At 70.4% G+C, this 22,721-nt stretch carries 19 protein-coding genes; 8 read left to right on the forward strand and 11 right to left on the reverse strand.

What is annotated here, in order from left to right:
* Positions 1 to 43: 43 nt before the first annotated feature.
* From OG408_RS28975 to OG408_RS28990, 4 genes are all read right to left on the reverse strand, one after another.
* On the reverse strand, positions 44 to 1,228 hold the full coding sequence (locus OG408_RS28975; protein ID WP_285565690.1) for a hypothetical protein: 1,185 nt from the start codon (positions 1,226 to 1,228) through the stop codon (positions 44 to 46).
* Positions 1,210 to 1,947, reverse strand: a complete 738-nt coding sequence (locus OG408_RS28980) for an ABC transporter ATP-binding protein (RefSeq protein WP_266783460.1) — start codon at positions 1,945 to 1,947, stop codon at positions 1,210 to 1,212. Before OG408_RS28980 ends, OG408_RS28975 begins: the two co-directional genes overlap by 19 nt.
* A 268-nt stretch (positions 1,948 to 2,215) precedes the next feature.
* Positions 2,216 to 3,595 carry an aspartate aminotransferase family protein gene (locus OG408_RS28985; protein ID WP_266783462.1) on the reverse strand — a complete coding sequence of 460 codons (1,380 nt, stop codon included), beginning with the start codon at positions 3,593 to 3,595 and terminating at the stop codon, positions 2,216 to 2,218.
* Complete coding sequence (locus OG408_RS28990) at positions 3,580 to 4,071, reverse strand: Lrp/AsnC family transcriptional regulator (protein ID WP_030928325.1); 492 nt, start codon at positions 4,069 to 4,071, stop codon at positions 3,580 to 3,582. The genes OG408_RS28985 and OG408_RS28990 overlap by 16 nt, the downstream gene beginning before the upstream one ends.
* A gap of 178 nt (positions 4,072 to 4,249) precedes the next feature.
* Between OG408_RS28990 and OG408_RS28995 the strand changes: the two genes are divergently transcribed.
* The 5 genes from OG408_RS28995 to OG408_RS29015 all read left to right on the forward strand — a co-directional run bounded on the left by OG408_RS28995 (position 4,250) and on the right by OG408_RS29015 (position 12,065).
* A complete protein-coding gene (locus OG408_RS28995) occupies positions 4,250 to 5,689 on the forward strand; it encodes a gamma-aminobutyraldehyde dehydrogenase (RefSeq protein WP_266783466.1) in 1,440 nt (479 codons plus the stop codon).
* Between the two features lie 230 nt (positions 5,690 to 5,919).
* Positions 5,920 to 7,083: a polyamine ABC transporter substrate-binding protein gene (locus tag OG408_RS29000; protein ID WP_266786481.1), complete on the forward strand. Its 1,164-nt coding sequence runs from the start codon at positions 5,920 to 5,922 to the stop codon at positions 7,081 to 7,083.
* A 337-nt stretch (positions 7,084 to 7,420) separates the two neighbouring features.
* Positions 7,421 to 9,196, forward strand: a complete 1,776-nt coding sequence (locus OG408_RS29005) for a glycosyl hydrolase family 28-related protein (protein WP_405405660.1) — start codon at positions 7,421 to 7,423, stop codon at positions 9,194 to 9,196.
* 245 nt (positions 9,197 to 9,441) lie between these two features.
* Entirely contained in the window at positions 9,442 to 11,367 is a 1,926-nt protein-coding gene (locus OG408_RS29010) for a glycosyl hydrolase family 28-related protein (protein WP_442806071.1), read from the forward strand.
* 152 nt (positions 11,368 to 11,519) lie between these two features.
* Positions 11,520 to 12,065, forward strand: a complete 546-nt coding sequence (locus OG408_RS29015) for a hypothetical protein (RefSeq protein WP_266783468.1) — start codon at positions 11,520 to 11,522, stop codon at positions 12,063 to 12,065.
* A gap of 20 nt (positions 12,066 to 12,085) precedes the next feature.
* Here OG408_RS29015 and OG408_RS29020 read toward each other — a convergent pair whose 3' ends face one another.
* The 6 genes from OG408_RS29020 to OG408_RS29045 form a co-directional block, all read right to left on the reverse strand.
* Complete coding sequence (locus OG408_RS29020) at positions 12,086 to 13,303, reverse strand: serine hydrolase domain-containing protein (protein WP_326674610.1); 1,218 nt, start codon at positions 13,301 to 13,303, stop codon at positions 12,086 to 12,088.
* Between the two features lie 152 nt (positions 13,304 to 13,455).
* A complete protein-coding gene (locus OG408_RS29025; protein ID WP_326672786.1) occupies positions 13,456 to 14,184 on the reverse strand; it encodes a response regulator transcription factor in 729 nt (242 codons plus the stop codon).
* Entirely contained in the window at positions 14,181 to 15,410 is a 1,230-nt protein-coding gene (locus tag OG408_RS29030) for a sensor histidine kinase (protein ID WP_326672787.1), read from the reverse strand. The genes OG408_RS29025 and OG408_RS29030 overlap by 4 nt, the downstream gene beginning before the upstream one ends.
* Positions 15,410 to 16,216 carry an SAM-dependent methyltransferase gene (locus tag OG408_RS29035; RefSeq protein WP_266783474.1) on the reverse strand — a complete coding sequence of 269 codons (807 nt, stop codon included), beginning with the start codon at positions 16,214 to 16,216 and terminating at the stop codon, positions 15,410 to 15,412. Before OG408_RS29035 ends, OG408_RS29030 begins: the two co-directional genes overlap by 1 nt.
* 63 nt (positions 16,217 to 16,279) lie before the next feature.
* The gene (locus tag OG408_RS29040; RefSeq protein WP_266783476.1) at positions 16,280 to 16,984 is read right to left on the reverse strand and encodes a glycerophosphodiester phosphodiesterase; all 705 of its coding nucleotides are present in this window, start codon (positions 16,982 to 16,984) and stop codon (positions 16,280 to 16,282) included.
* Positions 16,985 to 17,007: 23 nt separating this feature from the next.
* On the reverse strand, positions 17,008 to 18,042 hold the full coding sequence (locus OG408_RS29045) for an adenosine deaminase (RefSeq protein ID WP_266783478.1): 1,035 nt from the start codon (positions 18,040 to 18,042) through the stop codon (positions 17,008 to 17,010).
* Positions 18,043 to 18,165: 123 nt separating this feature from the next.
* On the opposite strand from OG408_RS29045, the gene OG408_RS29050 reads away from it, so the two are divergent.
* Positions 18,166 to 18,948: a DUF4190 domain-containing protein gene (locus OG408_RS29050; RefSeq protein WP_266783480.1), complete on the forward strand. Its 783-nt coding sequence runs from the start codon at positions 18,166 to 18,168 to the stop codon at positions 18,946 to 18,948.
* Positions 18,949 to 19,050: 102 nt separating this feature from the next.
* On the opposite strand, the gene OG408_RS29055 is transcribed toward OG408_RS29050, so the two are convergent.
* Entirely contained in the window at positions 19,051 to 19,665 is a 615-nt protein-coding gene (locus OG408_RS29055) for an NADAR family protein (RefSeq protein WP_326672790.1), read from the reverse strand.
* 207 nt (positions 19,666 to 19,872) lie between these two features.
* Between OG408_RS29055 and OG408_RS29060 the strand changes: the two genes are divergently transcribed.
* Both OG408_RS29060 and OG408_RS29065 read left to right on the forward strand, forming a co-directional pair.
* Entirely contained in the window at positions 19,873 to 21,387 is a 1,515-nt protein-coding gene (locus tag OG408_RS29060; RefSeq protein ID WP_326672792.1) for a gamma-aminobutyraldehyde dehydrogenase, read from the forward strand.
* 43 nt (positions 21,388 to 21,430) lie between these two features.
* Positions 21,431 to 22,681 (forward strand): polyamine ABC transporter substrate-binding protein, encoded by a 1,251-nt coding sequence (locus OG408_RS29065; RefSeq protein ID WP_266783486.1) that lies wholly within the window; start codon positions 21,431 to 21,433, stop codon positions 22,679 to 22,681.
* Positions 22,682 to 22,721: the final 40 nt, after the last annotated feature.

Consider the following 22,721-nt stretch of genomic DNA (forward strand, 5'->3'; position numbering starts at 1 on the left):
GTCATGCTACGGACCGGCCGGGGACACCCCTCGGCCGGTCCGTTCAGGCGGTCAGCGGGAGTGCGGCCAGCTCGGCGATCACCCAGGTCAGCGGGGCGAACACGAGCAGCAGCGCGGCCGCGCGCAGGGCGGTCGCCGCACGCAGCGCCGAGGCCGGTGCGCCGAGCCGCAGCAGCGCCCGCGCCGTCTCGGCGCGGGCCTGCTTCGCCTCCAGGGCGGAGGTCAGCAGCGTCGCGGTGGTGCAGCCGATGACGAGCAGCGCGCCGAGTGCGGTGAGCGGGCCGAAGGGCCGCGGCCCGGTCCCGTACAGCGCGAAGACGGCGATGACCGCGGAGAGGACCGCGCAGACGACCCCCAGCGGGCGGCCGATCCGGCGTGCCTCGTCCATCAGGACCCGGCCCGCCAGCAGGCGTACGGCGCCGGGGCGCACCACCTGGAGCAGCCGTCCGGACAGGTGGGTCAGGCCCGGACCCGCCATGGCCAGGCCGACTGCGGTCAGGGTCCATCCGACGAGCACCCAGGCGGGTGTGGAGTCGAGCTTGCCGGGGAGCGGGAAGGGGCTGCCGGGTGCGCCCCGACTGGCGTACGCCTCGACCGCGAGACCGGCGGCCGTCAGGGCGACGCCCCACGGCAGCCCGGTCGGCGGCGCCGCCGGGGCCGGGATCCGCTCCTCGGGCACCAGGTCGTCGGCGTCCTCCGAGGTGCCGGCGGCCCGCACCGGCCTGGTGCGCAGCGCCAGCGCGCTCGCGATCGCCGCGGCCGCGGGCACCAGGGTCAGCAGGACGAGGACGGCGGCCAGGGGCAGGGGTGCCTCGGCGCCCAGCAGCCCGGCCGCCGCACCGTCGAACGGCATTCCGGACAGATCGCCGCGCAGATGCAGGAAGAAGAGCAGCGCCACCATCGAGCCGAGCGTGCAGGAGACGGCGGTGGAGACTGCGGCGAGCACGCTGAGCCGCACCGGGCCGAGGCCCACTGCGGACAGCCCCGAGCGCGGCCGGGTGCTCGGGTCCGTACGCGCCACCGCGACCGCGAACTGCACCGTGGCGGCCAGCGGCACGAAGCACCACAGCAGCCGCAGCACGGATCCCGTGGAGTGCGCCGGGTGCCCCGAGGCGTAGCCGAGCGTGCAGAGCAGGAGGAAGCCGACCCCGGCGGATGCGGCCGCGACCAGCAGCCGCCGCATCAGGACCAGTGGATGGGAACCGCGGGCTAGACGGAGAGCGAGCACGCCGCGCGGCCCTCCGTATCGGCCTCGGCGGGCAGGGCGACAGTGGCGACCCGGCGTCCGTCCAGCAGCGGCACCACGCGGTCGGCGAGTGCGGCGATCTCCGCGTCGTGGGTGGCGAGCACCACCGTGATGCCGTGCGAGCGGGCCGCGCTGGTCAGGGTGCGCAGCACATGGGCGCGGTCGGTGCGGTGCAGTGTCGCGGTCGGCTCGTCGGCGAAGATCACCGCGGGGGCGGCTGCCAGGGCGCGGGCCACCGAGATCCGCTGCCGCTGGCTCTGCTGCAGGGTGTGCGGACGCTTGCGGGCGCACATGCCGATGTCGAGGCGCTCCAGCCACTCCATGGCGGCCTTCTTGGCCTCCCGGTGCGAGGAGCCGCGCAGCAGCAGCGGCAGGGCGGTGTTCTCCCAGGTGTTCAGCTCGGGGACGAGCTGGGGCTCGGGGGCGATCCAGCCGAACTTGTCCCGGCGCAGCCGTTCGCGCAGCCGCGGGCCCATGGTGTGGACGGGGACGCTGTTGAACCACACCTCGCCCTGCTGGGGCACGAGCTGGCCGGAGAGGCAGTGCAGCAGGGTCGTCTTGCCACTGCCGCGGGGGCCGGTCACCGCGAGGATCTCGCCGTCGCGGATGCCCAGGGAGACCCCGCCGAGTGCGGGTGAGCCGTTGTGGGAGTGCTGCAGGGAACGCGCCCAGATCACGTCGTTGTCCGGCGGGGCCACCATGGCGTACACCTCGGTTCAGATCAGATATCCCGTTCCCCCGTACGGGGGAACGAAGGCGGGGCCGATCGGTCACTCGGCACCGTAAGGATTCCGGTCACGGTGTGCGCACAGCACGCGGCCCGGGTGCGCTTCTTCCCACTCGAATGGGCGCATCCGGGCCGCGTGGACCGTATGAAATGACCGCTGGAGGGTCCCTCGCGGGACGGTCAAGCGGTGGTCAAGCCTGGGCCGAACGGGCGTCCCGTTCGGAACCTGCCCGGGCCTGGGGTCAGAGCTTCGTCCAGGCCTCCGTGAGGACGGACCGCAGGATGCCCTCGATCTCGTCGAACGTGGACTGGTCGGAGACCAGCGGCGGGGCGAGCTGGACGACCGGGTCGCCGCGGTCGTCGGCCCGGCAGTACAGGCCGTTGTCGTACAGCGCCTTGGAGAGGAAGCCGTACAGGACGCGCTCGGTCTCCTCGTCGGTGAACGTCTCCTTGGTGACCTTGTCCTTCACCAGCTCGATGCCGTAGAAGAAGCCGTTGCCGCGGACGTCGCCGACGATCGGCAGGTCGTGCAGCTTCTGGAGCGTGGTGAAGAAGGCGTTCTCGTTGTCGAGCACGTGCTGGTTGAGGCCCTCGCGCTCGAAGATGTCGAGGTTGGCGAGGCCGACCGCCGCGGAGACCGGGTGGCCGCCGAAGGTGTAGCCGTGCAGGAAGGTGTTGTCGCCCTCGTAGAACGGCTCGGCGAGCTTGTCCGAGATGATGCAGGCACCGATGGGGGAGTAGCCCGAGGTCATGCCCTTGGCGCAGGTGATCATGTCCGGCACGTAGCCGAACTTGTCGCAGGCGAACATCGTGCCGAGGCGGCCGAAGGCGCAGATGACCTCGTCGGAGACGAGCAGCACGTCGTACTGGTCGCAGATCTCGCGGACCCGCTGGAAGTACCCGGGCGGCGGCGGGAAGCAGCCGCCGGCGTTCTGCACCGGCTCCAGGAAGACGGCGGCGACGGTGTCCGCGCCCTCGAAGAGGATCTCCTGCTCGATCTGGTCGGCGGCCCAGCGGCCGAAGGCCTCCGGGTCGTCGCCGTGGATCGGGGCGCGGTAGATGTTGGTGTTCGGCACCTTGTGCGCGCCGGGGACCAGCGGCTCGAAGGGGGCCTTGAGGGCCGGCAGGCCGGTGATGGACAGGGCGCCCTGCGGGGTGCCGTGGTAGGCGACCGCGCGCGAGATGACCTTGTACTTGGTCGGCTTGCCCTTGAGCTTGAAGTACTGCTTGGCCAGCTTCCAGGCGGTCTCGACGGCCTCGCCGCCACCGGTGGTGAAGAAGACCTTGTTGAGGTCGCCCGGGGCGTAGTCGGCGAGGCGCTCGGCCAGCTCGACGGCCTTCGGGTGGGCGTAGGACCACACCGGGAAGAAGGCGAGCTCCTGGGCCTGCTTGTACGCGGCCTCGGCGAGCTCGTGGCGGCCGTGGCCGGCGTTGACCACGAACAGGCCGGACAGGCCGTCGAGGTAGCGCTTGCCCTGGTCGTCGTAGATGTAGGTGCCCTCGCCACGCACGATGGTGGGAACGGGCGCGTTCTCGTAGTCCGACATGCGGGTGAAATGCATCCACAGGTGGTCGTACGCGGTCCGGCTGAGGTCCTTGCTCACGGCTATCGGGTTCCCCACATATAGGTCTGCTTCTTGAGCTTGAGGTAGACGAAGCTCTCGGTGGAGCGCACACCGGGAATGGCCCGGATGCGTTTGTTGATCGTCTCCAGCAGGTGGTCGTCGTCCTCGCAGACGATCTCCACCATCAGGTCGAAGGAGCCCGCGGTCATCACCACGTACTCGCATTCGGCCATGGCCGACAGGGCTTCCGCGACGGGGTCGAGGTCGCCCTCGACGTTGATCCCGACCATCGCCTGCCGCCGGAACCCCACGGTGAGCGGGTCCGTGACGGCGACGATCTGCATCACGCCCTGGTCGAGCAGCTTCTGTACGCGCTGGCGCACGGCCGCCTCGGAGAGGCCCACGGCCTTGCCGATCGCGGCGTACGGACGGCGCCCGTCCTCCTGGAGCTGCTCGATGATTGCGAGGGACACGGCATCGACCGCTGGGGACGATCCGTTCCCGGTCCTGGAGTCTGCGCTGCGACTGGCCACGGAGCCACTCTGCACCGGGACTCGTCCGTCTCGCAACCCTCAATCGATGAAATTCGTTGTTGAAGGGCTCTAATCTCACCGAATCCGAAGTTGACGGCGGTTGGGTATGTCGAAACCGTTACCCATGCGACTAGGCTGGATGTCTCACCCATTGGACGTGTCGACAGGAGGGGTGGTTGTGACCACCGAGGTGCGCCGTCTGCGCAACTACATCAACGGAGAGTTCCGGGACGCCGCCGACGGGCGGACCATCGACGTGGTCAACCCGGTGACGGAGGAGGTCTACGCGACCTCGCCGCTCTCGGGCGAGGCCGATGTCGATGCCGCCATGGACGCCGCCGCCGCTGCCTTCCCCGCCTGGCGCGACGCCACGCCCGCCGAGCGGCAGCGCGCCCTGCTGAAGATCGCGGACGCCTTCGAGGAGCGCGCCGAGGACCTCATCGCGGCCGAGTCCGAGAACACCGGCAAACCGGTCGGGCTGACCCGCAGCGAAGAGCTTCCGCCGATGGTGGACCAGATCCGCTTCTTCGCGGGCGCCGCCCGGCTGCTGGAGGGCCGCTCGGCCGGCGAGTACATGGAGGGTCTGACCTCCATCGTCCGCCGCGAGCCGGTCGGGGTCTGCGCGCAGGTCGCGCCGTGGAACTACCCGATGATGATGGCCGTCTGGAAGTTCGCCCCGGCCCTCGCCGCGGGCAACACCGTCGTCATCAAGCCGTCCGACACCACCCCGGCGTCGACCGTGCTGATCGCCGAGATCATCGGGCAGATCCTGCCCAAGGGCGTCTTCAACGTCATCTGCGGCGACCGTGACACCGGCCGCGCGATGGTCGAGCACCGGACGCCGGCGATGGCCTCCATCACGGGTTCGGTCCGGGCGGGCATGCAGGTGGCCGAGTCCGCGGCCAAGGACGTCAAGAGGGTCCACCTGGAGCTCGGCGGCAAGGCGCCCGTCGTCGTCTTCGAGGACACCGACATCGCGAAGGCCGTCGAGGACATCTCGGTCGCCGGGTACTTCAACGCCGGACAGGACTGTACGGCCGCGACCCGCGTCCTGGTCCACGAGTCGATCCACGACGAGTTCGTCACCGCGCTCGCCAAGGCGGCGGCCGACACGAAGACCGGGCAGCCGGACGACGAGGACGTGCTCTACGGCCCGCTCAACAACGCGAACCAGCTCGCCCAGGTCAGCGGCTTCATCGAGCGGCTCCCGGCCCACGCCAAGGTCGAGGCGGGCGGCCACAGGGTCGGTGACAAGGGCTACTTCTACGCGCCGACCGTCGTCTCCGGCCTCAAGCAGGACGACGAGATCATCCAGAACGAGGTGTTCGGTCCGGTCATCACCGTCCAGTCGTTCACCGACGAGGCCCAGGCGCTGGAGTGGGCGAACGGCGTCGACTACGCCCTCGCCTCCTCGGTGTGGACCAAGGACCACGCCCGCGCCATGCGGATGTCCAAGAACCTCGACTTCGGCTGCGTGTGGATCAACACCCACATCCCGCTCGTCGCCGAGATGCCGCACGGCGGATTCAAGAAGTCCGGCTACGGCAAGGACCTCTCCGCCTACGGCTTCGAGGACTACACCCGCATCAAGCACGTCATGACCTCGCTCGACGGCTGAAACCCGTCGGCGGAGCCTCGCTCCATGGACACGGATACGGCCCCCGGGCGCACTGTGCGAGTGCCCGGGGGCCGTATCCGTGTCTCCGGGGGCGGTGTCCGCGCCCGGAGGGTCCGTCCGCCCTCGACAGGGTGTGCGCGGCGGGCGGGCACCGCTGGACGGTTGGTCCATTGCCCGCCGCACCGGCGGACCGGCATCCTGCGCAGGTGCGAGCGATCCCGAACCACCCCATGTCCCGCCGGTCCCTGCTCCGCGCCCTCGGGGCGGGAGCGGCCGGTGCCACGCTGGCCGGCTGCGGAGTGCCCGCCGCCTTCGTGGAGCCGGGTGACCGGGCCGGACGCGACTACTCCGCCGGCGACCACACCCTGCACTTCGCCAACTGGCCGCTGTACATCGACACCGACGACGAGGACGAGTCGAAGCGGCCCACCCTCGACGCGTTCAGCAAGCGGACCGGGATCTCCGTCACGTACACCGAGGAGATCAACGACAACGACGAGTTCTTCGGGAAGATCAGCCCGGCCCTGATGAACCACCAGCAGACCGGCCGCGATCTGATCGTCATGAGCGACTGGATGGCGGCGCGGTTCGTCCGGCTCGGCTGGGTCCAGGAGATGGACCGGGCCAAGCAGCCCAACGTGGCGAAGTACCTCGACCCGCAACTGCGCTCGCCCGCCTTCGACAAGGGCCGGACGCACAGCGTGCCCTGGCAGTCCGGGATCACCGGCATCGCATACAACCGCAAGAGGCTCGGCCGCGAGATCAAGCACACGAGCGATCTGTGGGCGGACGATCTGCGCGGCAAGGTGACGCTGTTGTCGGGGCTCGACGAGTCGTTCGCGCTGCTGATGCAGGGCAACGGCGTCGACATCACCCGCTGGACGGCCGACGACTTCCATGAGATCTGCGACCAGGTGGAGAAGCTGGTGAGGTCGAAGCACATCCGCCGCTTCACCGGCAACGACTACATCAAGGACCTCTCCACCGGCGACGTGCTCGCCTGCCAGGCCTACTCCGGCGATGTCATCCAGCTCCAGGCGGACAACCCCGAGATCGAGTTCGTGGTGCCGGAGGAGGGTGCCGAGCTCTGGGCGGAATCGCTCATGATCCCCAACCTCGCCCGCCACAAGCGCAATGCGGAGAAGCTCGTCGACTTCTACTACGAGCCCGAGGTCGCCGCCGAGCTCGCCACCTGGGTCAACTACGTCTGCCCGGTGCCGGCCGCGCGCGAGGTGCTCGCCTCCTCCAAGGACGAGGAGACCGCCGCGCTCGCCGAGGACCCGCTGATCTTCCCCGACGACGCCATGCGCAAGCGGCTGGCGATCGCCCGTGACATCACCTCCGAGGAGCGCGCCGGGTTCGCCAAGAAGTGGAATTCCATCGTCGGACTGTGAGCACCTGCCCCTGTCGTCCGTGACGAGGGCTTTCGACGGAGACCGAAGAGGACAGCCGGCACCACGCGGAACGCGCGGGGTGCCGGTTTTTCGTGGGCCGGTACGGCCCTCCCCGGCGCCGCCGCTGTCCTGAGTCCTCCGGTGCGGAGGGGTGCGGCGCCAGGTTCCGTTCGGCCTGCGTCTCCGCGCCAGTTGGTTGTTTCACCTTGCTGTCGAAAATTTTCAATATCTGAGCGACATCTTGTGTTCATGTGTTCGTGATGCTTGAGTGTCAGGCGCTTCCCTCTCCCCCCACCTCCCCCACGAGGAAGCGCAGTCCCACAAGAATCGGAGTGTCATGCGCATGTCAGCCCCCACGCGTCATTCGTACGTCCTCGCCGTCGCGATCGCCCTCGTGGGCACGGTCGTCGGCGTCACCGGTCAGGCCTCCGCCCGGCCGGCTCCGGCCCCGGCAGCGGCCGAGGCGGCCGCCGTATCGGGCGCCACCCTTCCCTTCACCTCCGCCGAGGCGGAGTCCGCCGCCACCACCGGCCAGAAGATCGGCCCCGACCACACCCAGGGCACCCTCGCCTCCGAGGCGTCCGGCCGGCAGGCGGTACGCCTGAGCAGCGGGCAGAGCGTGGAGTTCACCCTCGACGGCGCGGCCAACGCCGTGAACGTCGCGTACAGCGTGCCCGACGGGCAGAGCGGTTCACTCGCCGTCTACGTCAACGGCACGAAGCTCGACGCGTCCCTGCCGGTCACCTCCAAGTACAGCTACGTCGACACCCCCTGGATCGTCGGCGCCAAGACGCACCACCTCTTCGACAACGCACGCCTCCTGCTGGGCCGCGACCTGGCGGCGGGTGACAAGGTGAGGCTGGAGGCCGCCGCCACCGAGGTCACCGTCGACGTCGCCGACTTCGAGCAGGTCGCCGCGCCCGCCGCCGCACCGTCCGGCGCGGTCTCCGTCGTCGACAAGGGCGCCGACGCCACCGGTCAGCAGGACTCCACGCAGGCCTTCCGCGAGGCGATCACCGAGGCGAAGGCGGCCGGCGGCACGGTGTGGATCCCGGCGGGTGACTTCAAACTGGACTCCGAGCTGAGCGGGGTCGAGAACGTCACGATCCAGGGCGCCGGCAGCTGGCACTCGGTCGTGCACGCCTCGCGGTTCATCAACCAGAGCAACTCCGCCGGCCAGGTCACCATCAAGGACTTCGCGGTCATCGGCGAGGTCACCGAGCGGGTCGACAGCAACCCGGACAACTTCGTCAACGGCTCCCTCGGCCCCGGCTCCCTGGTCAGCGGCATGTGGCTGCAGCACCTCAAGGTCGGGCTCTGGCTGACCGGCAACAACGACAACCTGGTCGTCGAGAACAACCGGATCCTCGACACCACCGCCGACGGCCTCAACCTCAACGGCAACGCCCACGGCGTGCAGGTGCGCGGCAACTTCCTGCGCAACCAGGGCGACGACTCCCTCGCGATGTGGTCGCTGAACGCCGCCGACACCGGCTCCACCTTCGCGAACAACACCATCTCCCAGCCCAACCTGGCGAACGGCATCGCCATCTACGGCGGCAGCGACATCACCGTCAAGGACAACCTGATCAGCGACACCAACGCGCTGGGCAGCGGCATCGCCATCTCCAACCAGAAGTTCGCCGACCCGTTCTTCCCGCTGGGCGGCACCATCACGGTCTCCGGGAACACCCTCGTACGCACGGGAGCCCTCAACCCCAACTGGGGCCACCCGATGGGTGCGCTGCGCGTGGACGCCTACGACAGTGCCATCGAGGCGAACGTCAACATCACCGGCACCACCATCAAGGACAGCCCCTACAGCGCCTACGAGTTCGTCTCGGGCGGCGGTACGGGCAACGCCGTCAAGAACGTCACCGTCGACGGTTCGGCCGTGGACGGGGTCGGCACAGTCGTCGTCCAGGCCGAGACGCCCGGAGCGGTGACGATGTCGAACGTCACCGCTACCGGGGTCGGCGCGGCCGGTGTCTACAACTGCGCCTACCCCGAGGGCTCGGGCACCTTCACGCTCACCGACGGCGGCGGCAACTCCGGCTGGGACAGCACCTGGGACGACTGCTCGGCATGGCCCGAGCCGGGCAGCGGCAACTAGGGCCTCTCGTTCGGATCATGCCGGGCTCGCGGGCCCCGGCACGCGCTCCCCCAAGCTCTCGACATCGCTCGAGCAGGGAGACCCCATCCGACTCCCTCCTCCGCCTTGCAGCCGCACGCACCGGGCCCCGCTCCCTGATCCGGCCTGATCCAAACGAAAGACCCTGGCGGGAGCGAGCGGGCCAGGCGCATTCCCCGGGCCCCCTCTGCGCCTCATCCACTTCCTGCACCCTTCTGTATCCCCCCATGGATCCCACATCCCCCCACATCGAGAGGAACGCTGTGACAAGGAGAGACTGGAGCCGGCGGAGCATCGCCCTCACGCTCGGCGCCGCACTGACCGCCACCTGGCTGCTGCCGGCCGCCGCCCACGCGGGACCGGTGGCCCCCGAGACGTCCGCCGCCGCGGCCGACCGGGGCGCCTCTGCCCCCTACGCGGAGTACGAGGCGGAGGCCGGCACGTACGACGGCACCCTGCTGGAGACGGACGCCACGCGCACCTTCGGGCACACCAACTTCGCCACCGAGTCCTCGGGGCGCAAGTCGGTACGCCTCGACTCCACGGGCCAGTACGTGGAGTTCACCTCGACCGGCAGCACCAACTCCATCGTCGTCCGCAACTCCATCCCCGACGCTCCGGGCGGCGGCGGCCAGGAGAAGACCCTGAGCCTCTACGCCGACGGTGCCTTCGTGCAGAAGCTGGACCTGTCGTCCAGGCACAGCTGGCTGTACGGCAACACGGACCAGCCGGAAGGCCTGACGAACAGCCCCGGCGGTGACGCGCGGCGGCTGTTCGACGAGTCGCACGCACTGCTCGACAAGACCTACCCCGAGGGGACCACCTTCCGGCTTCAGCGCGACGCCGGTGACGACGCCGCGTACTACGTCGTCGACCTGGTCGACCTGGAGCAGGTGGCGCCGCCCGCGAGCAAGCCCGCCGAGTGCACCTCGATCACCGAGTACGGCGCGGTCCCGGACGACGGGAACGACGACACGGACGCGATCCAGGACGCCGTCACCGCCGACCAGAACGGTGAGATCGACTGTGTGTGGATCCCTGCCGGGCAGTGGCGGCAGGAGCAGAAGATCCTCACCGACGACCCGCAGGACCGCGGGCAGTACAACCAGGTCGGGATCCGCGACGTCACGATCCGCGGCGCCGGCATGTGGCACTCGCAGCTCTACACCCTCACCGCGCCGCAGGACGCGGGCGGCATCAACCACCCGCACGAGGGCAACTTCGGCTTCGACATCGACGACAACACCCAGATCTCGGACATCGCGATCTTCGGCTCCGGCACCATCCGGGGCGGTGACGGCAACGCCGAGGGCGGCGTCGGTCTCAACGGCCGCTTCGGCAAGAACACCAAGATCAGCAACGTGTGGATCGAGCACGCCAACGTCGCCACCTGGGTCGGCCGCGACTACAGCAACATCCCGGAGCTGTGGGGGCCGGGTGACGGACTCGAGTTCACCGGGATGCGCATCCGCAACACCTACGCGGACGGCATCAACTTCACCAACGGGACCCACAACTCCTCGGTCACCGACTCGTCCTTCCGCAACACCGGGGACGACGCACTGGCGGTGTGGGCGAGCAAGTACGTCAAGGACCCCGCCGCGGACATCGGCCACGACAACGTCTTCAGCAACAACACCGTGCAGCTGCCCTGGCGTGCCAACGGGATCGCCGTCTACGGCGGTTACGGCAACAAGATCGAGAACAACCTGGTGTACGACACCATGAACTACCCCGGCATCATGCTGGCCACCGACCACGACCCGGTGCCCTTCTCCGGGGAGACCCTGATCGCGAACAACGGGCTCTACCGCACCGGCGGAGCGTTCTGGAACGAGGACCAGGAGTTCGGCGCCATCACCCTGTTCGCGCAGGGCTCCGACATCCCCGGCGTCACGATCCGTGACACCGACATCCAGGACTCGACGTACGACGGGATCCAGTTCAAGACCGGCGGCGGCGCGATGCCGGACGTGCAGGTCAGCAATGTGACGATCTCCGGATCCACCAACGGCTCGGGCATTCTCGCCATGGGCGGCGCACGGGGCAGTGCGACGCTCACCGGCGTGACCATCAGCGGTTCGCGCGACGGAGACGTCCTGGTCGAGCCCGGATCGCAGTTCGTGATCAACACGGGTGCGGCACGGCAGTGATCTGCTGAGTGCCCTCTGCGCACCGCCGCTTCTGCGGGCCGCCCGGATCCGTGTCCCGGATCCGGGCGGCCCTTCCGCCGTGCGCGGAGGCTTCCGGACGCCGCCCTCGGGCCGGTGTAAAGAGCCCGTAAACCCCGGCGTACGCTGCCGATATGAGCGAGCGACGCGCCTTGCGAAGGCGTATACGCGTGTGGTTGGTCGTCTTCATCGTCTGTCTGGTTCTGAGCGGGCTCACCGCCTTCCCGCTCGTCCACGAACTGCGCTGGGCCGAGGACCTGCTGAGTTCCCCGGCCTCGCCCGTCCCCGAACACTTCCCCGCCCTGATGGAGTGGATCACCCGGGTCCGGACCGGCATCGACACGGCCGACGCCGAGTACCCCTTCGTCCTCTACGGCACCGACTGGCTGGCCTTCGCGCACCTCGTGATCGCGGTCGCCTTCTACGGCCCCTACCGCGACCCGGTCCGCAACATCTGGGTCATCGAATTCGGCATGATCGCCTGTGCCGGGATCATCCCGCTCGCCCTGATCTGCGGACCCATCCGTGACATCCCCTTCTGGTGGTCGGTCATCGACATGTCGTTCGGTGTCTTCGGCGTGATCCCGCTGCTGATCGTGCACCGCAAGATCAAGCGGCTCGAGGCCATGGAGCGGACCCCGGAACCGGTGCCCGCGCCGGAGGCCGCCCCGGCGGTCTGAGCCGGCCGCCGGACTCCGGGTCAGCCGGCGGACGGGGCGCCGAAGGCGGCCACCACGATGCCCATCGCCGTGGGGTTCATGTCCTTCCCCTTCGCGTCCGTCGCGTTGACGTTGTAGACCAGGGTCCTGGAGAGATCACGGGTGGCCGCGACGGCCGTGTTGTAGCCCCAGCGGCCACCCGTCTTGCCCCAGACCTCGCGTCCGCCGAGCGTCATCACCGAGAGACCCGCGCTGTAGGCGGCGGGCGCGCCCGTCCCGTACTCCCGTACCGACGCGTCGGGCAGTGTGAACATCTCCTCCAGCAGCGGGCCGCGCACCACCCGTCCGCCGAACAGCGCCCGGGTGAAATGCTCCAGATCGGCGGTGGTCGATATCAGGTCACCCGCCGCCCACGCGTCGCTCGCCCCCCACACCGTCACGTCGCGCAGCTCACCGGCCGTGCCGAAGAGCTGGTAGCCGTGGTTGTGCGGCCCCCGGATCGTGGGGTCGGTGCCCGGGAAGCCGGTGTCCCTCAGGCGCAGGGGCTCCAGAACGCGCCGCGAGACCTGCGAGGCGTACGTGTCGCCGGTGACGCGCTCGATCAGCAGGCCCGCCACGGTGTAGCCGATGTTGGCGTAGTGCTGCTGGGTGCCCGGCGCGAAGTCCGGCCGGTGCGCCGTGGCTTCGCGCACGACGTCCGCCGGGTCGATCAGGTCGAAGCGGTGCGCGTACGCACCCTCCGGCGTGTCGGTGCCTGCCGGTCCGACGGAAGGGAGGCCGCTCGTGTGGTTCAGCAGCTGGCGCACCGTGACCCGCCCGTACGCCGCCGGGATCAGGTCCGGCAGATAGTGCCGGGCCGGCCGGTCCAGGCTGATCCTGGCCTCGCCGGCCAGCTGGAGCACAACGGCCGCCGTGAAGACCTTGGTCACCGAACCGGCCCGGAAACGTCCGTCCGGGTCGGCCGGACGCCCGGAAACCAGATCGTGCACACCGGCGCTGCCCCGCCAGCCGCCCGCGGTGCCCGAGACGCGCACCAGCGCTGCCGTGGCGTCGTCCTTCGGCAGGCCGCCGATCGCGGCCCGCAGCGCCGCGGCGTCCGGCGCCCCGGTGTCCGGTGTCTCCTGAGCGGGGGACCGCTGTGCGGCCGGGGCCGCCGCCACCGGGGATGCGGTCGCCGCCAGAGCCGGTGGGACGGGGCCCGCGGCGATCCCGAGGAGCAGGACGGCTGCGAGGACGGAGCGGTGCGTACGGGCGTTCATGTCCGGTGCCTCCTGGGCGTGGAATCCGGTGAGATCCATGAGATCCGTTGGATCAGCGAGATCCAGCGAGATCCAGTGAGATCCGGTTGGGATCGGGTGAGGACCTCAACTGCTGTCGGATTCCATCCTGTTGATCCACGCGCCCGGACGGATCACCCGAGCGGGGGTTTCCCCGGGGGAGGCTTCCTCCCCTGAGCGGGGGAGGCGGCGACCGGTCCTCCCTCCGCGGAGGGAGAGACGACACCGCACTCGTACGCGCAGATCACCGCCTGGATCCGGTCGCGCAGGCCCAGCTTGGACAGCACGTTGCCGACATGGGTCTTCACCGTGTGCTCGCTGACGACCAGCGCTGCCGCGATCTCCGCGTTCGACAGTCCGCGCGCCAGATGCAGCAGCGTCTCGTGCTCCCGCACCGTCAGCACGTTCAGGCGCGTCGACGGTTCCACGGCCGCAGCGGGCGGGCGCGAGGTGTACTCGGCGATCAGCCGGCGGGCCACCGAAGGCGCCAGCAGCGAGTCCCCGGCCGCCACCACCCGTACCGCGTGCACCAGATCGTCCCGGCGGACGTCCTTGAGCAGGAAGCCGCTCGCGCCCGCGTGCAGTGCCTCGTATACGTACTCGTCCGAGTCGAACGTCGTCAGCATCACCGTCCGGCAGTCGCTCCCGGCCGTGATGGTGCGGCAGGCCTCGATGCCGTCCGTGCCGGGCATCCGGATGTCGAGCAGCGCCACCTCGGGCGCCAGCCGCCGCACCGCGTCGACCGCCGCGCCCCCGTCGCCCGCCTCGGCAACCACCTCGATGTCCGGCTGCGCGTCCAGGATCATCGCGAAGCCGCTGCGCACCAGCTCCTGGTCGTCGGCCACCACCACGCGGATCGTCACTGTCCCACCCCTGTCCGTTGTCCCGGTTCCGGTTCCCGTTCCGCTTCCGGCCGGGGGCGCGGGTGCGGGATCGTCACCCCGACCCGGAAGCCCCGGCCGTCGGGGCCGGGCCCCGTGCGGGCCGTGCCGCCGTGCGCGGCTGCGCGTTCCCGGATTCCGGTGAGCCCCAGTCCCGATCCGCCCCCGGGGCCGCGCCCGTCGTCGGTGACCGTCAGTGTCAGCGCGTCGGGCCCGTGCTCCAGCCGCACCCGGACCGAGGCCGCCTCCGCATGCCTCACCACGTTCGTCAGGGCCTCCTGCACGATCCGGTAGACCGTGGCCTCGACCGCCAGACCCGGCGACCCGGCCTCGCCCGTGACCTCGTACGAGACGTCGGGACCGCCCGCACGGACCCGCTCCACCAGGCCGGGCAGCCCGTCCAGCGAGGGCTGCGGTTCCCTCGGAGCGCCCGAGCCGCCTCCGTCCTCGCGCAGCACACCGAGCATCCGCCGCAGCTGCACCATCGCGTCGCGGCCCGTCTCCGAGATCGCGTCGAAGGCCGCCTCGGCACGTTCGGGAGCCGTACGGACCGCCACCGGGCCGGCCTCCGCCTGCACGATCATCAGGCTGACCGCGTGGGACAGGATGTCGTGCATCTCCCGGGCGATCCGGGCCCGTTCCCGCGCGGCCGCCTGCTCGGCCTCGATGCGGTGCGTCAGCTCCAGCTGGCGGGCCCGGTCCTCCACCGCCCGCAGATAGGCCTTGCGCGTCACGGCCAGTCGGCCGAAGGCATAGGCGGCGGCGAACACGAAGACGGAGAAGAGCAGCTCCCGCATCGCGTCGCTGTCCAGGCCGACCGAGACCAGCACGCCGAGCGCGGTGAGCACCGAGACCCCGATCCGCTTCGGCGCGGAGGAGAGTTCGGCCACCGTGTAGAACGCCACGAGTCCGGTGTACGGGAGCGGCTGGCCCGGTCCGTCGATGGTGAAGCGGTACAGGCCGCCGGCCGCGAGCACGGCGAGGAGGACGGCCACCGGCGCCCTGCGGCGGGCCACCAGCGGCACCGTCATCAGGGTGGTGATGCCGTATGCCGTCCAGGTCGCGTCCGGCAGATCCGGGGCGCGCGGCACGACGAACGGCATGGTCACGGCCGCCTGGACCAGCAGCGCGATGAGGAGGTCGACGGTGCGCGGGCCGGCCCCGAGCGCCTTCGCCGTCACGTCCCGCAGACGCGTCGGACGGCGCATCAGGGCTTCCGCGCCACCGCGCCGAACTGGGCGACCTCGACACCCGCCGGCCCGGGCGCGGGACGCCAGCGCGCGCACGAGACGATGCCCGGATCGAGGATGTCCAGCCCGTCCAGGAACGCGGCGACCTCGAAGCGCCCGCGGGCGGTGATCGCAGGCGTGGCGTTCTCGTTCCAGAACCGCATCGCCGCCTCGTTGCCCTCGCCGCCCAGTTCCAGCGTGGGGTGGGTGAGGACCAGATGGCTGCCGGACGGCACCGCGTCCATCAGCTGCCGCACGATGCGCAGCGCCTCATCGGTGTCGGGGACGAAGTTCAGGATGCCCAGCAGCATGACCGCGACCGGCCGTTCCAGATCGAGGGTCGGCTGCGCGGCCCGCAGGATCCTCTCCGGGTTCCGGGCGTCCGCGTCGATGTACTCGGTCGCGCCCTCCGGGGAGCTGGTGAGAAGCGAACGGGCGTGCGCCAGGACGATCGGGTCGTTGTCGACGTACACGACGCGGGCGTCGGGCGCGGTGTGCTGGGCGACCTCATGGGTGTTGTCCCCGGTCGGCAGGCCGGTGCCTATGTCCAGGAACTGGCCGATGCCGGCGTCACCGGCCAGGTACCGCACCGCGCGCCCCAGGAACTCCCGGTCGGCCCTGGCCACTTCGCCGATGCTCGGATACATGCCGGTGACCTGGTCGCCGACGGCGCGGTCCACCGGGAAGTGGTCCTTGCCGCCGAGCCAGTAGTTCCACACCCGGGCGTTGTGGGCGACGTCGGAACGGATGCGGGCGGGGAGGGCGTTGTTGCGGGGGACGGTCACGTCTGCTCCTTGGCGCCGGCCTGGCGTCGAAACGATGAGGTGCCGTCCATGATGCCGGACCGATCAAGAGCCGTCGCGTGCGCTGGAGTTCACGGCCAGCTTGTGCAGTACGTCGATCCGGTTGGTGGTGATCGAGTCCACCCCGTCCCGGATCAGCCGGCGCATCGTGCGCCCGGTGTCCGCGGTCCACGCCGACACCAGCAGCCCGTCCCGGTGGTTGCGGTCCGTCAGCTCCCTGCTGACCAGCCCGAAGCGGTAGTTCAGCCAGCGCGGCCGCACCGCCTCCAGCAGTCCCGCCCGGGGCGGCGCGAGCGTCGTCCAGGTCATCGCGATCTCGGCGGCCGGGTCGGCGGCCCGCACCCGCAGCATGGCCTCGGGCCCCGCGCAGTAGTAGGTGCGCTCGCCGGCCCCGCACTCCCGCACCACGCCGACGATCCTGCGGACCGATGCGTCGGTGGAGCCGGGCAGGTCGACCATGAGGCGGTGTGCCCCCGCGGCGAGCAGGGCCTCGCGCAGGGTCGGCACACCGCCCTCGGTCAGCTCGGTCAGCTCCTGATGGCTGAGCCGGTCGAGCCGCAGGTCATGGCCCCACAGCCGGTCCAGCGTGGCGTCGTGCAGCAGGACCGGGACGTCGTCGCGGGTGACCCGGACGTCGACCTCGACCGCGTCCGCCCCCCGTTCGAGGGCGGAGCGGATCGAGGGGAGGGTGTTCTCGCGGACACGGTACGGATCGCCGCGATGGGCGACTGCGGTGACAGGGGTGGCCATGGGGCCATTGTCACCGCGGGAGGTCACCGGCCGGTGCGTGCCAGCCAGTCCGTCGTGTACGTGTCGATCTCGGCGGCGAGCGTGCGCTTGCCGGCCGGGTCGAGGAAGGAGGCCTCGACGGCGTTCTTCGCGAGCGCGGCGAGACCGCGCTCGTCGAGGTCCAGGAGGCGGGCCGCCACCCCGTACTCGTTGTTGAGGTCGGTGCCGAACATGGGCGGGTCGTCGCTGTTGATGGTGACCAGGACACCGGCCCGGACCATCTCGCGGACGGGGTGCTGCTCGATGTCCTTCACCGCCCGGGTCGCGATGTTGGAGGTGGGGCAGACCTCCAGCGCGATGCGGTGCTCGGCGAGGTGCTCCAGGAGCTTCGGGTCCTGCACCGAGCTGGTGCCGTGGCCGATGCGCTCGGCGCGCAGCGAGGTCAGGGCGTCCCAGACCGTCTGCGGGCCCGTGGTCTCCCCGGCGTGCGGCACGGAGTGCAGGCCCTCGGCGATCGCCCGGTCGAAGTAGGGCTTGAACTGCGGCCGGTCCACACCGATCTCAGGGCCGCCGAGCCCGAACGAGACGAGCCCCTCCGGCCGCAGGTCCACGGCGAGCCGGGTGGTCTCCTCGGCGGCCTCCAGACCTGCCTCGCCCGGAATGTCGAAGCACCAGCGCAGCACGACCCCGAGCTCGGACTCGGCGGACTTGCGGGCGTCCTCGATGGCCTCCATGAAGGCCTGGTCGGGGATGCCGCGGCGGGTGGACGAGAAGGGGGTGACGGTCAGTTCCGCGTAGCGGATGTTCTGCCGCGCCATGTCGCGGGCAACCTCGAACGTGAGCAGCCGGACGTCCTCCGGGGTGCGGATCAGGTCCACGACCGAGAGGTACACGTCGATGAAGTGGCCGAAGTCGGTGAAGGAGAAGTAGTCGGCCAGCGCCTCGGGGGCGGTGGGGACCTTGGAGTCGGGGTGGTGCGCGGCCAGTTCCGCGACGATGCGGGGCGAGGCCGAGCCGACATGGTGGACATGGAGCTCGGCCTTGGGCAGCCCCGCGATGAAGGGGTGCAGATCGGTCATCGGATCCTCCGGGGGCAGGGGTGGTGCGGGGCCCGGGTACGTCGGGGAACCGGGCAGGGGACGGGAGTCATCGTAGGACGGGAGCGGCCCGTAGCATGACGGGCATCACGATGGGGGAGGCCCATGTCAGACAACACAGAACGGCCCGCGGACGGGGCCGCGCCGCGCGATCCGTGGGCTCCGCCGGACACCAGGGTGCCGCTGGACAAGAACACCGGGGACCCTCGCCCGCAGCCGGACGCGGACCAGGGGAATCCCGGGCCGCCGCCCGTGCACGACCAGCAGACGGTCACGTCGATGCCGGGCGTCGGGACGGGCCCGGTTCCCACGGCCGGTTTCGGAGCCCCCGACCAGGGGCAGCACGGCGCCGGTGACTGGCACGGCTCCGGGTCGGTGCCGCCGCCGCCCGTCGGACCGAACGGTCCGGGGCAGGCGACCCCGCCGCCCATGGGGCAGTACGGCTACCCGGCCCAGGCCCCGCCTGCGCAGTACGGCTACCCGGCGCCGGGACAGCCGCCGCAGTACGGCGACTACGCGGGCTATCCCGGCTACGGCCAGAGCGCCTGGGGCGGGCCCGGACCCGCGAACGGGATGGGTATCGCCTCCCTGGTGCTCGGCATCATCTCGGTGGCCCTCTTCTGCATGTACGGACTCGGCGTCATCCTCGGCGTCCTCGCGCTGATCTTCGGTCTGATAGGCCGCGGCCGGGTCAAGCGGGGCGAGGCCAACAACTCCGGGGTGGCGCTGGCCGGGGTCATCCTCGGCTCGATCGGCATCGCCATCAGCGCGGCGTTCCTGGGATTCATCATCTGGGCCATCACCACCGACGAGTTCGACGACGACACCTCGGTCTACGAGCCGGCCTCGTTGTCCCTGGTCGTCGAGGGGGCGCACGCGCACCCGTAGCACCCGGCCCCGGCGACGACGGCCGGCCACGGCCGCCTGCCCGGCGTCATGCACATCCGGCCCGTGGGGCGACGGGATTCTCCCGCCGCCCCACGGGCCGTTTCATATGCCCTCCGTGCCCTCCGTGCCGTCCGCACCGTGTGCGCCGACCGTGCCGTCCCGCAGCGCGGCCCGCGCCTCCATCAGTGCGAAGCCGAGCAGATTCAGGCCCCGCCAGGCCGCCGGGTCCTCCGCGCGCGGATCGTCCGCCGCCAGCCCGATGCCCCAGATCCGGTCCATCGGGCTCGCCTCGACCAGCACCCGGTCGCCCGTGCCCAGCAGGAAGCCGCCCAGCTCCGGGTTCTGGCCGAACTTGTGGACGCTGCCCGCCACGACCAGGCCGAACCGCTCGCGCTCCCAGACGGTGCCGTCGAAATCGCGGACCAGCCGGCCCACCTTCTTCGCCTCGGCCGGGGTCCTGGCCGCCACCGCACGCTCCGCGGCCTCGGCGTCACCGAACAGCCGCGCCTTGCCGGCCATCATCCAGTGCTCGGCCGACGCATAGGTGACCCCGTCGGCCGCGAAGGGCGCGGGCCACCACTGGCTGAGACAGCTCGCACCGATCCGGCCGTCCGGACGCGGCCGGTGCCCCCAGAAGAGCAGGTACTTCACTCGGTCGCCCCGATCGCCCCGCGACACGAGCCCTCGTACATCCCGGATGTCCCCGATGTCTTCCATGACACGCGAGTCTGGCATCCGCCACTGACACTACGTACGGGGAATTCCGCACCGACGCGACACATGGTCGACAGATTCCGTCGCGTAACCAAAAGGCAACAACGGAATCACTTGTTGGGATGGGTCCCCTCTGTCAGGATCGGCACTCAAATCGAGCAGAAGCTACGCCGCCCCCGGTCTGCGGGGACAGCGGCGGAGGAGAGCGTGATGGGCAACAGCTTCCAGGTGCAGGACCGCTTCGCGGACGGCGCGCAGTACATCGGCGGAAGGCTGCGGCCAGGAACCTCGGGGCGCACGCACGAGGTCGTGAACCCGGCGACCGGCGCCACCGTCTACACGTACGAGCTGGCCGGCACGGCCGATGTCGACGCGGCCGTCGCCGCGGCGCGCGAGGCCTTCCCCGGCTGGTCCGGGGCCACCCCCGGCGAGCGGTCCGATGCGATGCACCGCTTCGCCGCCGTCCTCGCCGAGCAGGCGGACGACTTCGCGTACGCGGAGTCCCTCCAGTGCGGCAAGCCCGTCAAGCTCTCCACCGAGTTCGACGTCCCGGGCACGGTCGACAACACCTCCTTCTTCGCCGGCGCCGCCCGCCATCTGGAGGGGAAGTCCGCCGGTGAGTACTCCGGCGACCACACCTCACACGTACGGCGTGAGGCGATCGGTGTCATCGGCTCCATCGCACCCTGGAACTACCCGCTCCAGATGGCCGCCTGGAAGGTCCTCCCGGCCGTCGCCGCGGGCAACACCATCGTGCTCAAGCCGGCCGAGATCACCCCGCTGACCTCGCTGATGTTCGCGCAGGCGGCCACCGAGGCGGGCATCCCGGACGGTGTGATCAACATTGTCACCGGCGCGGGCAAGGACGCCGGCGAGCACCTCGTCGGCCACCCGGACGTCGTGATGACCTCCTTCACCGGCTCCACCGCCGTCGGCAAGCGCGTCGCGGAGATCGCCACCTCCACCGTCAAGCGGCTCCACCTCGAACTCGGCGGCAAGGCCCCCTTCCTCGTCTTCGACGACGCCGACCTGGAGGCCGCGGTCAACGGAGCCGTCGCGGGCTCCCTGATCAACACCGGCCAGGACTGCACGGCGGCCACCCGCGCCTACGTCCAGCGCCCGCTGCACGACGCCTTCGTGCAGGGCGTCGCCGCGCTGATGGAGACCGTCCGGCTCGGCGACCCGTTCGACCCGAAGACCGACCTCGGCCCGCTGATCAGCCACGCCCAGCGCGACCGGGTCGCCGGTTTCGTCGAGCGCGCCCGCGCCTACGCCACCGTCGTCACCGGCGGCGAGGCCCCCGGCGGCGAGCTGGCGGACGGCGCCTACTACCGGCCGACCCTGGTCGCCGGTGCCGCCCAGGACAGCGAGATCGTCCAGTCCGAGATCTTCGGCCCGGTCCTGGTCGTGCTGCCCTTCGACACCGACGACGAGGGCATCGCGCTGGCCAACGACACCCCGTACGGACTCGCCGCCTCCGCCTGGACCCGCGACCTGTACCGGGCGGGCCGCGCCACCCGCGAGATCAAGGCGGGCTGCGTGTGGGTGAACGACCACATTCCGATCATCAGCGAGATGCCGCACGGCGGATACAAGGCCAGCGGCTTCGGCAAGGACATGTCGTCGTACTCCTTCGAGGAGTACACGCAGGTCAAGCACGTGATGTACGACAACACCGCGGTCGCCCGGAAGGACTGGCACCGCACGATCTTCGGGGACCGATAACCAGGCCGGACCGGCCGCATACCCACCCGAAAGGGCAACGCGTATGGAGCAGTACGAGCCCGAGCGTCTCTCCGCGGCCCAGCTGGCCGCGATGCGCCGGAGTCTGACCAACGGCAGGGGAGCCCTCACCCGCCGGTCGCTGTTGCGCGCCTCAGGTCTCGGCGCGCTCGCGGCCGGCGGCCTGGGGACACTGAGCGCGTGCGGCATCCCGCCCGCCAAACGGGAGGGTGACGCGGCGGCGGCCTCGGACGACCACTCGGCCAAGGAGAAGCGGGTCAACTTCTCCAACTGGACCGAGTACATGGACGTCAGCGAGGACGAGAAGCACCGGCCCACCCTGGACGCGTTCACCGAACGCACCGGGATCAAGGTCAAGTACACCGAGGACATCAACGACAACGTCGAGTTCTTCGGGAAGATAAAACCGCAGCTCGCGGCCGGCCAGGACACCGGCCGTGACCTGATCATCGTCACCGACTGGCTGGCCGCCCGCATCATCCGGCTCGGCTGGGCCCAGAAGCTCGACCCGTCGAACCTGCCGCACGCCTTCGCCAACCTCTCGGCCCAGTTCCGCACCCCCGACTGGGACCCCGGCCGCGCCTACTCCTACCCCTGGACCGGCATCCCGACCGTCATCGCCTACAACTCCAAGGCGACCGGCGGCCGCAAGGTCGACTCGGTGACCCAGCTGCTCGACGACCCCACCCTCAAGGGCCGGGTCGGTTTCCTCTCCGAGATGCGCGACTCCGTCGGGATGACCCTGCTCGACATGGGCAAGGACCCGGGGAAGTTCACCGACGCCGACTACGACGCGGCGATAGGCCGGCTCCAGAAGGGCGTCGACAAGAACCAGATACGCCGCTTCACCGGCAACGACTACACCGCCGACCTCGACAAGGGCGACATCGCCGCCTGCGTCGCCTGGGCCGGCGACATCATCCAGCTCCAGGCCGGGAACCCGGACATCAAGTTCGCCATCCCGGCCGCCGGATACATCACCTCCAGCGACAACATGCTGGTCCCGGCCAAGGCCCGGCACAAGACCAACGCCGAGAAGCTCATGGACTACTACTACGAGCCCCCGGTCGCCGCCCAGCTCGCCGCGTACATCAACTACGTCTGCCCGGTCGACGGGGTACGCGCGGAACTCGCCAGGATCGACAAGGCGATGGCCGCCAACACGCTGATCCTCCCGGACAAGGCGATGGCCGCCAGGTCGCACGCCTTCCGCTCCCTCACCTCCAAGGAAGAGACGGCGTACGAGGAGAAGTTCGCCAAGCTCATCGGCGCCTGACGACGCCACGCCCTTCCTCTCCCTGATCTCCCTCTGACAC

The organism is Streptomyces sp. NBC_01257 (assembly GCF_035917255.1).
Classification (GTDB): Bacteria; Actinomycetota; Actinomycetes; order Streptomycetales; family Streptomycetaceae; genus Streptomyces.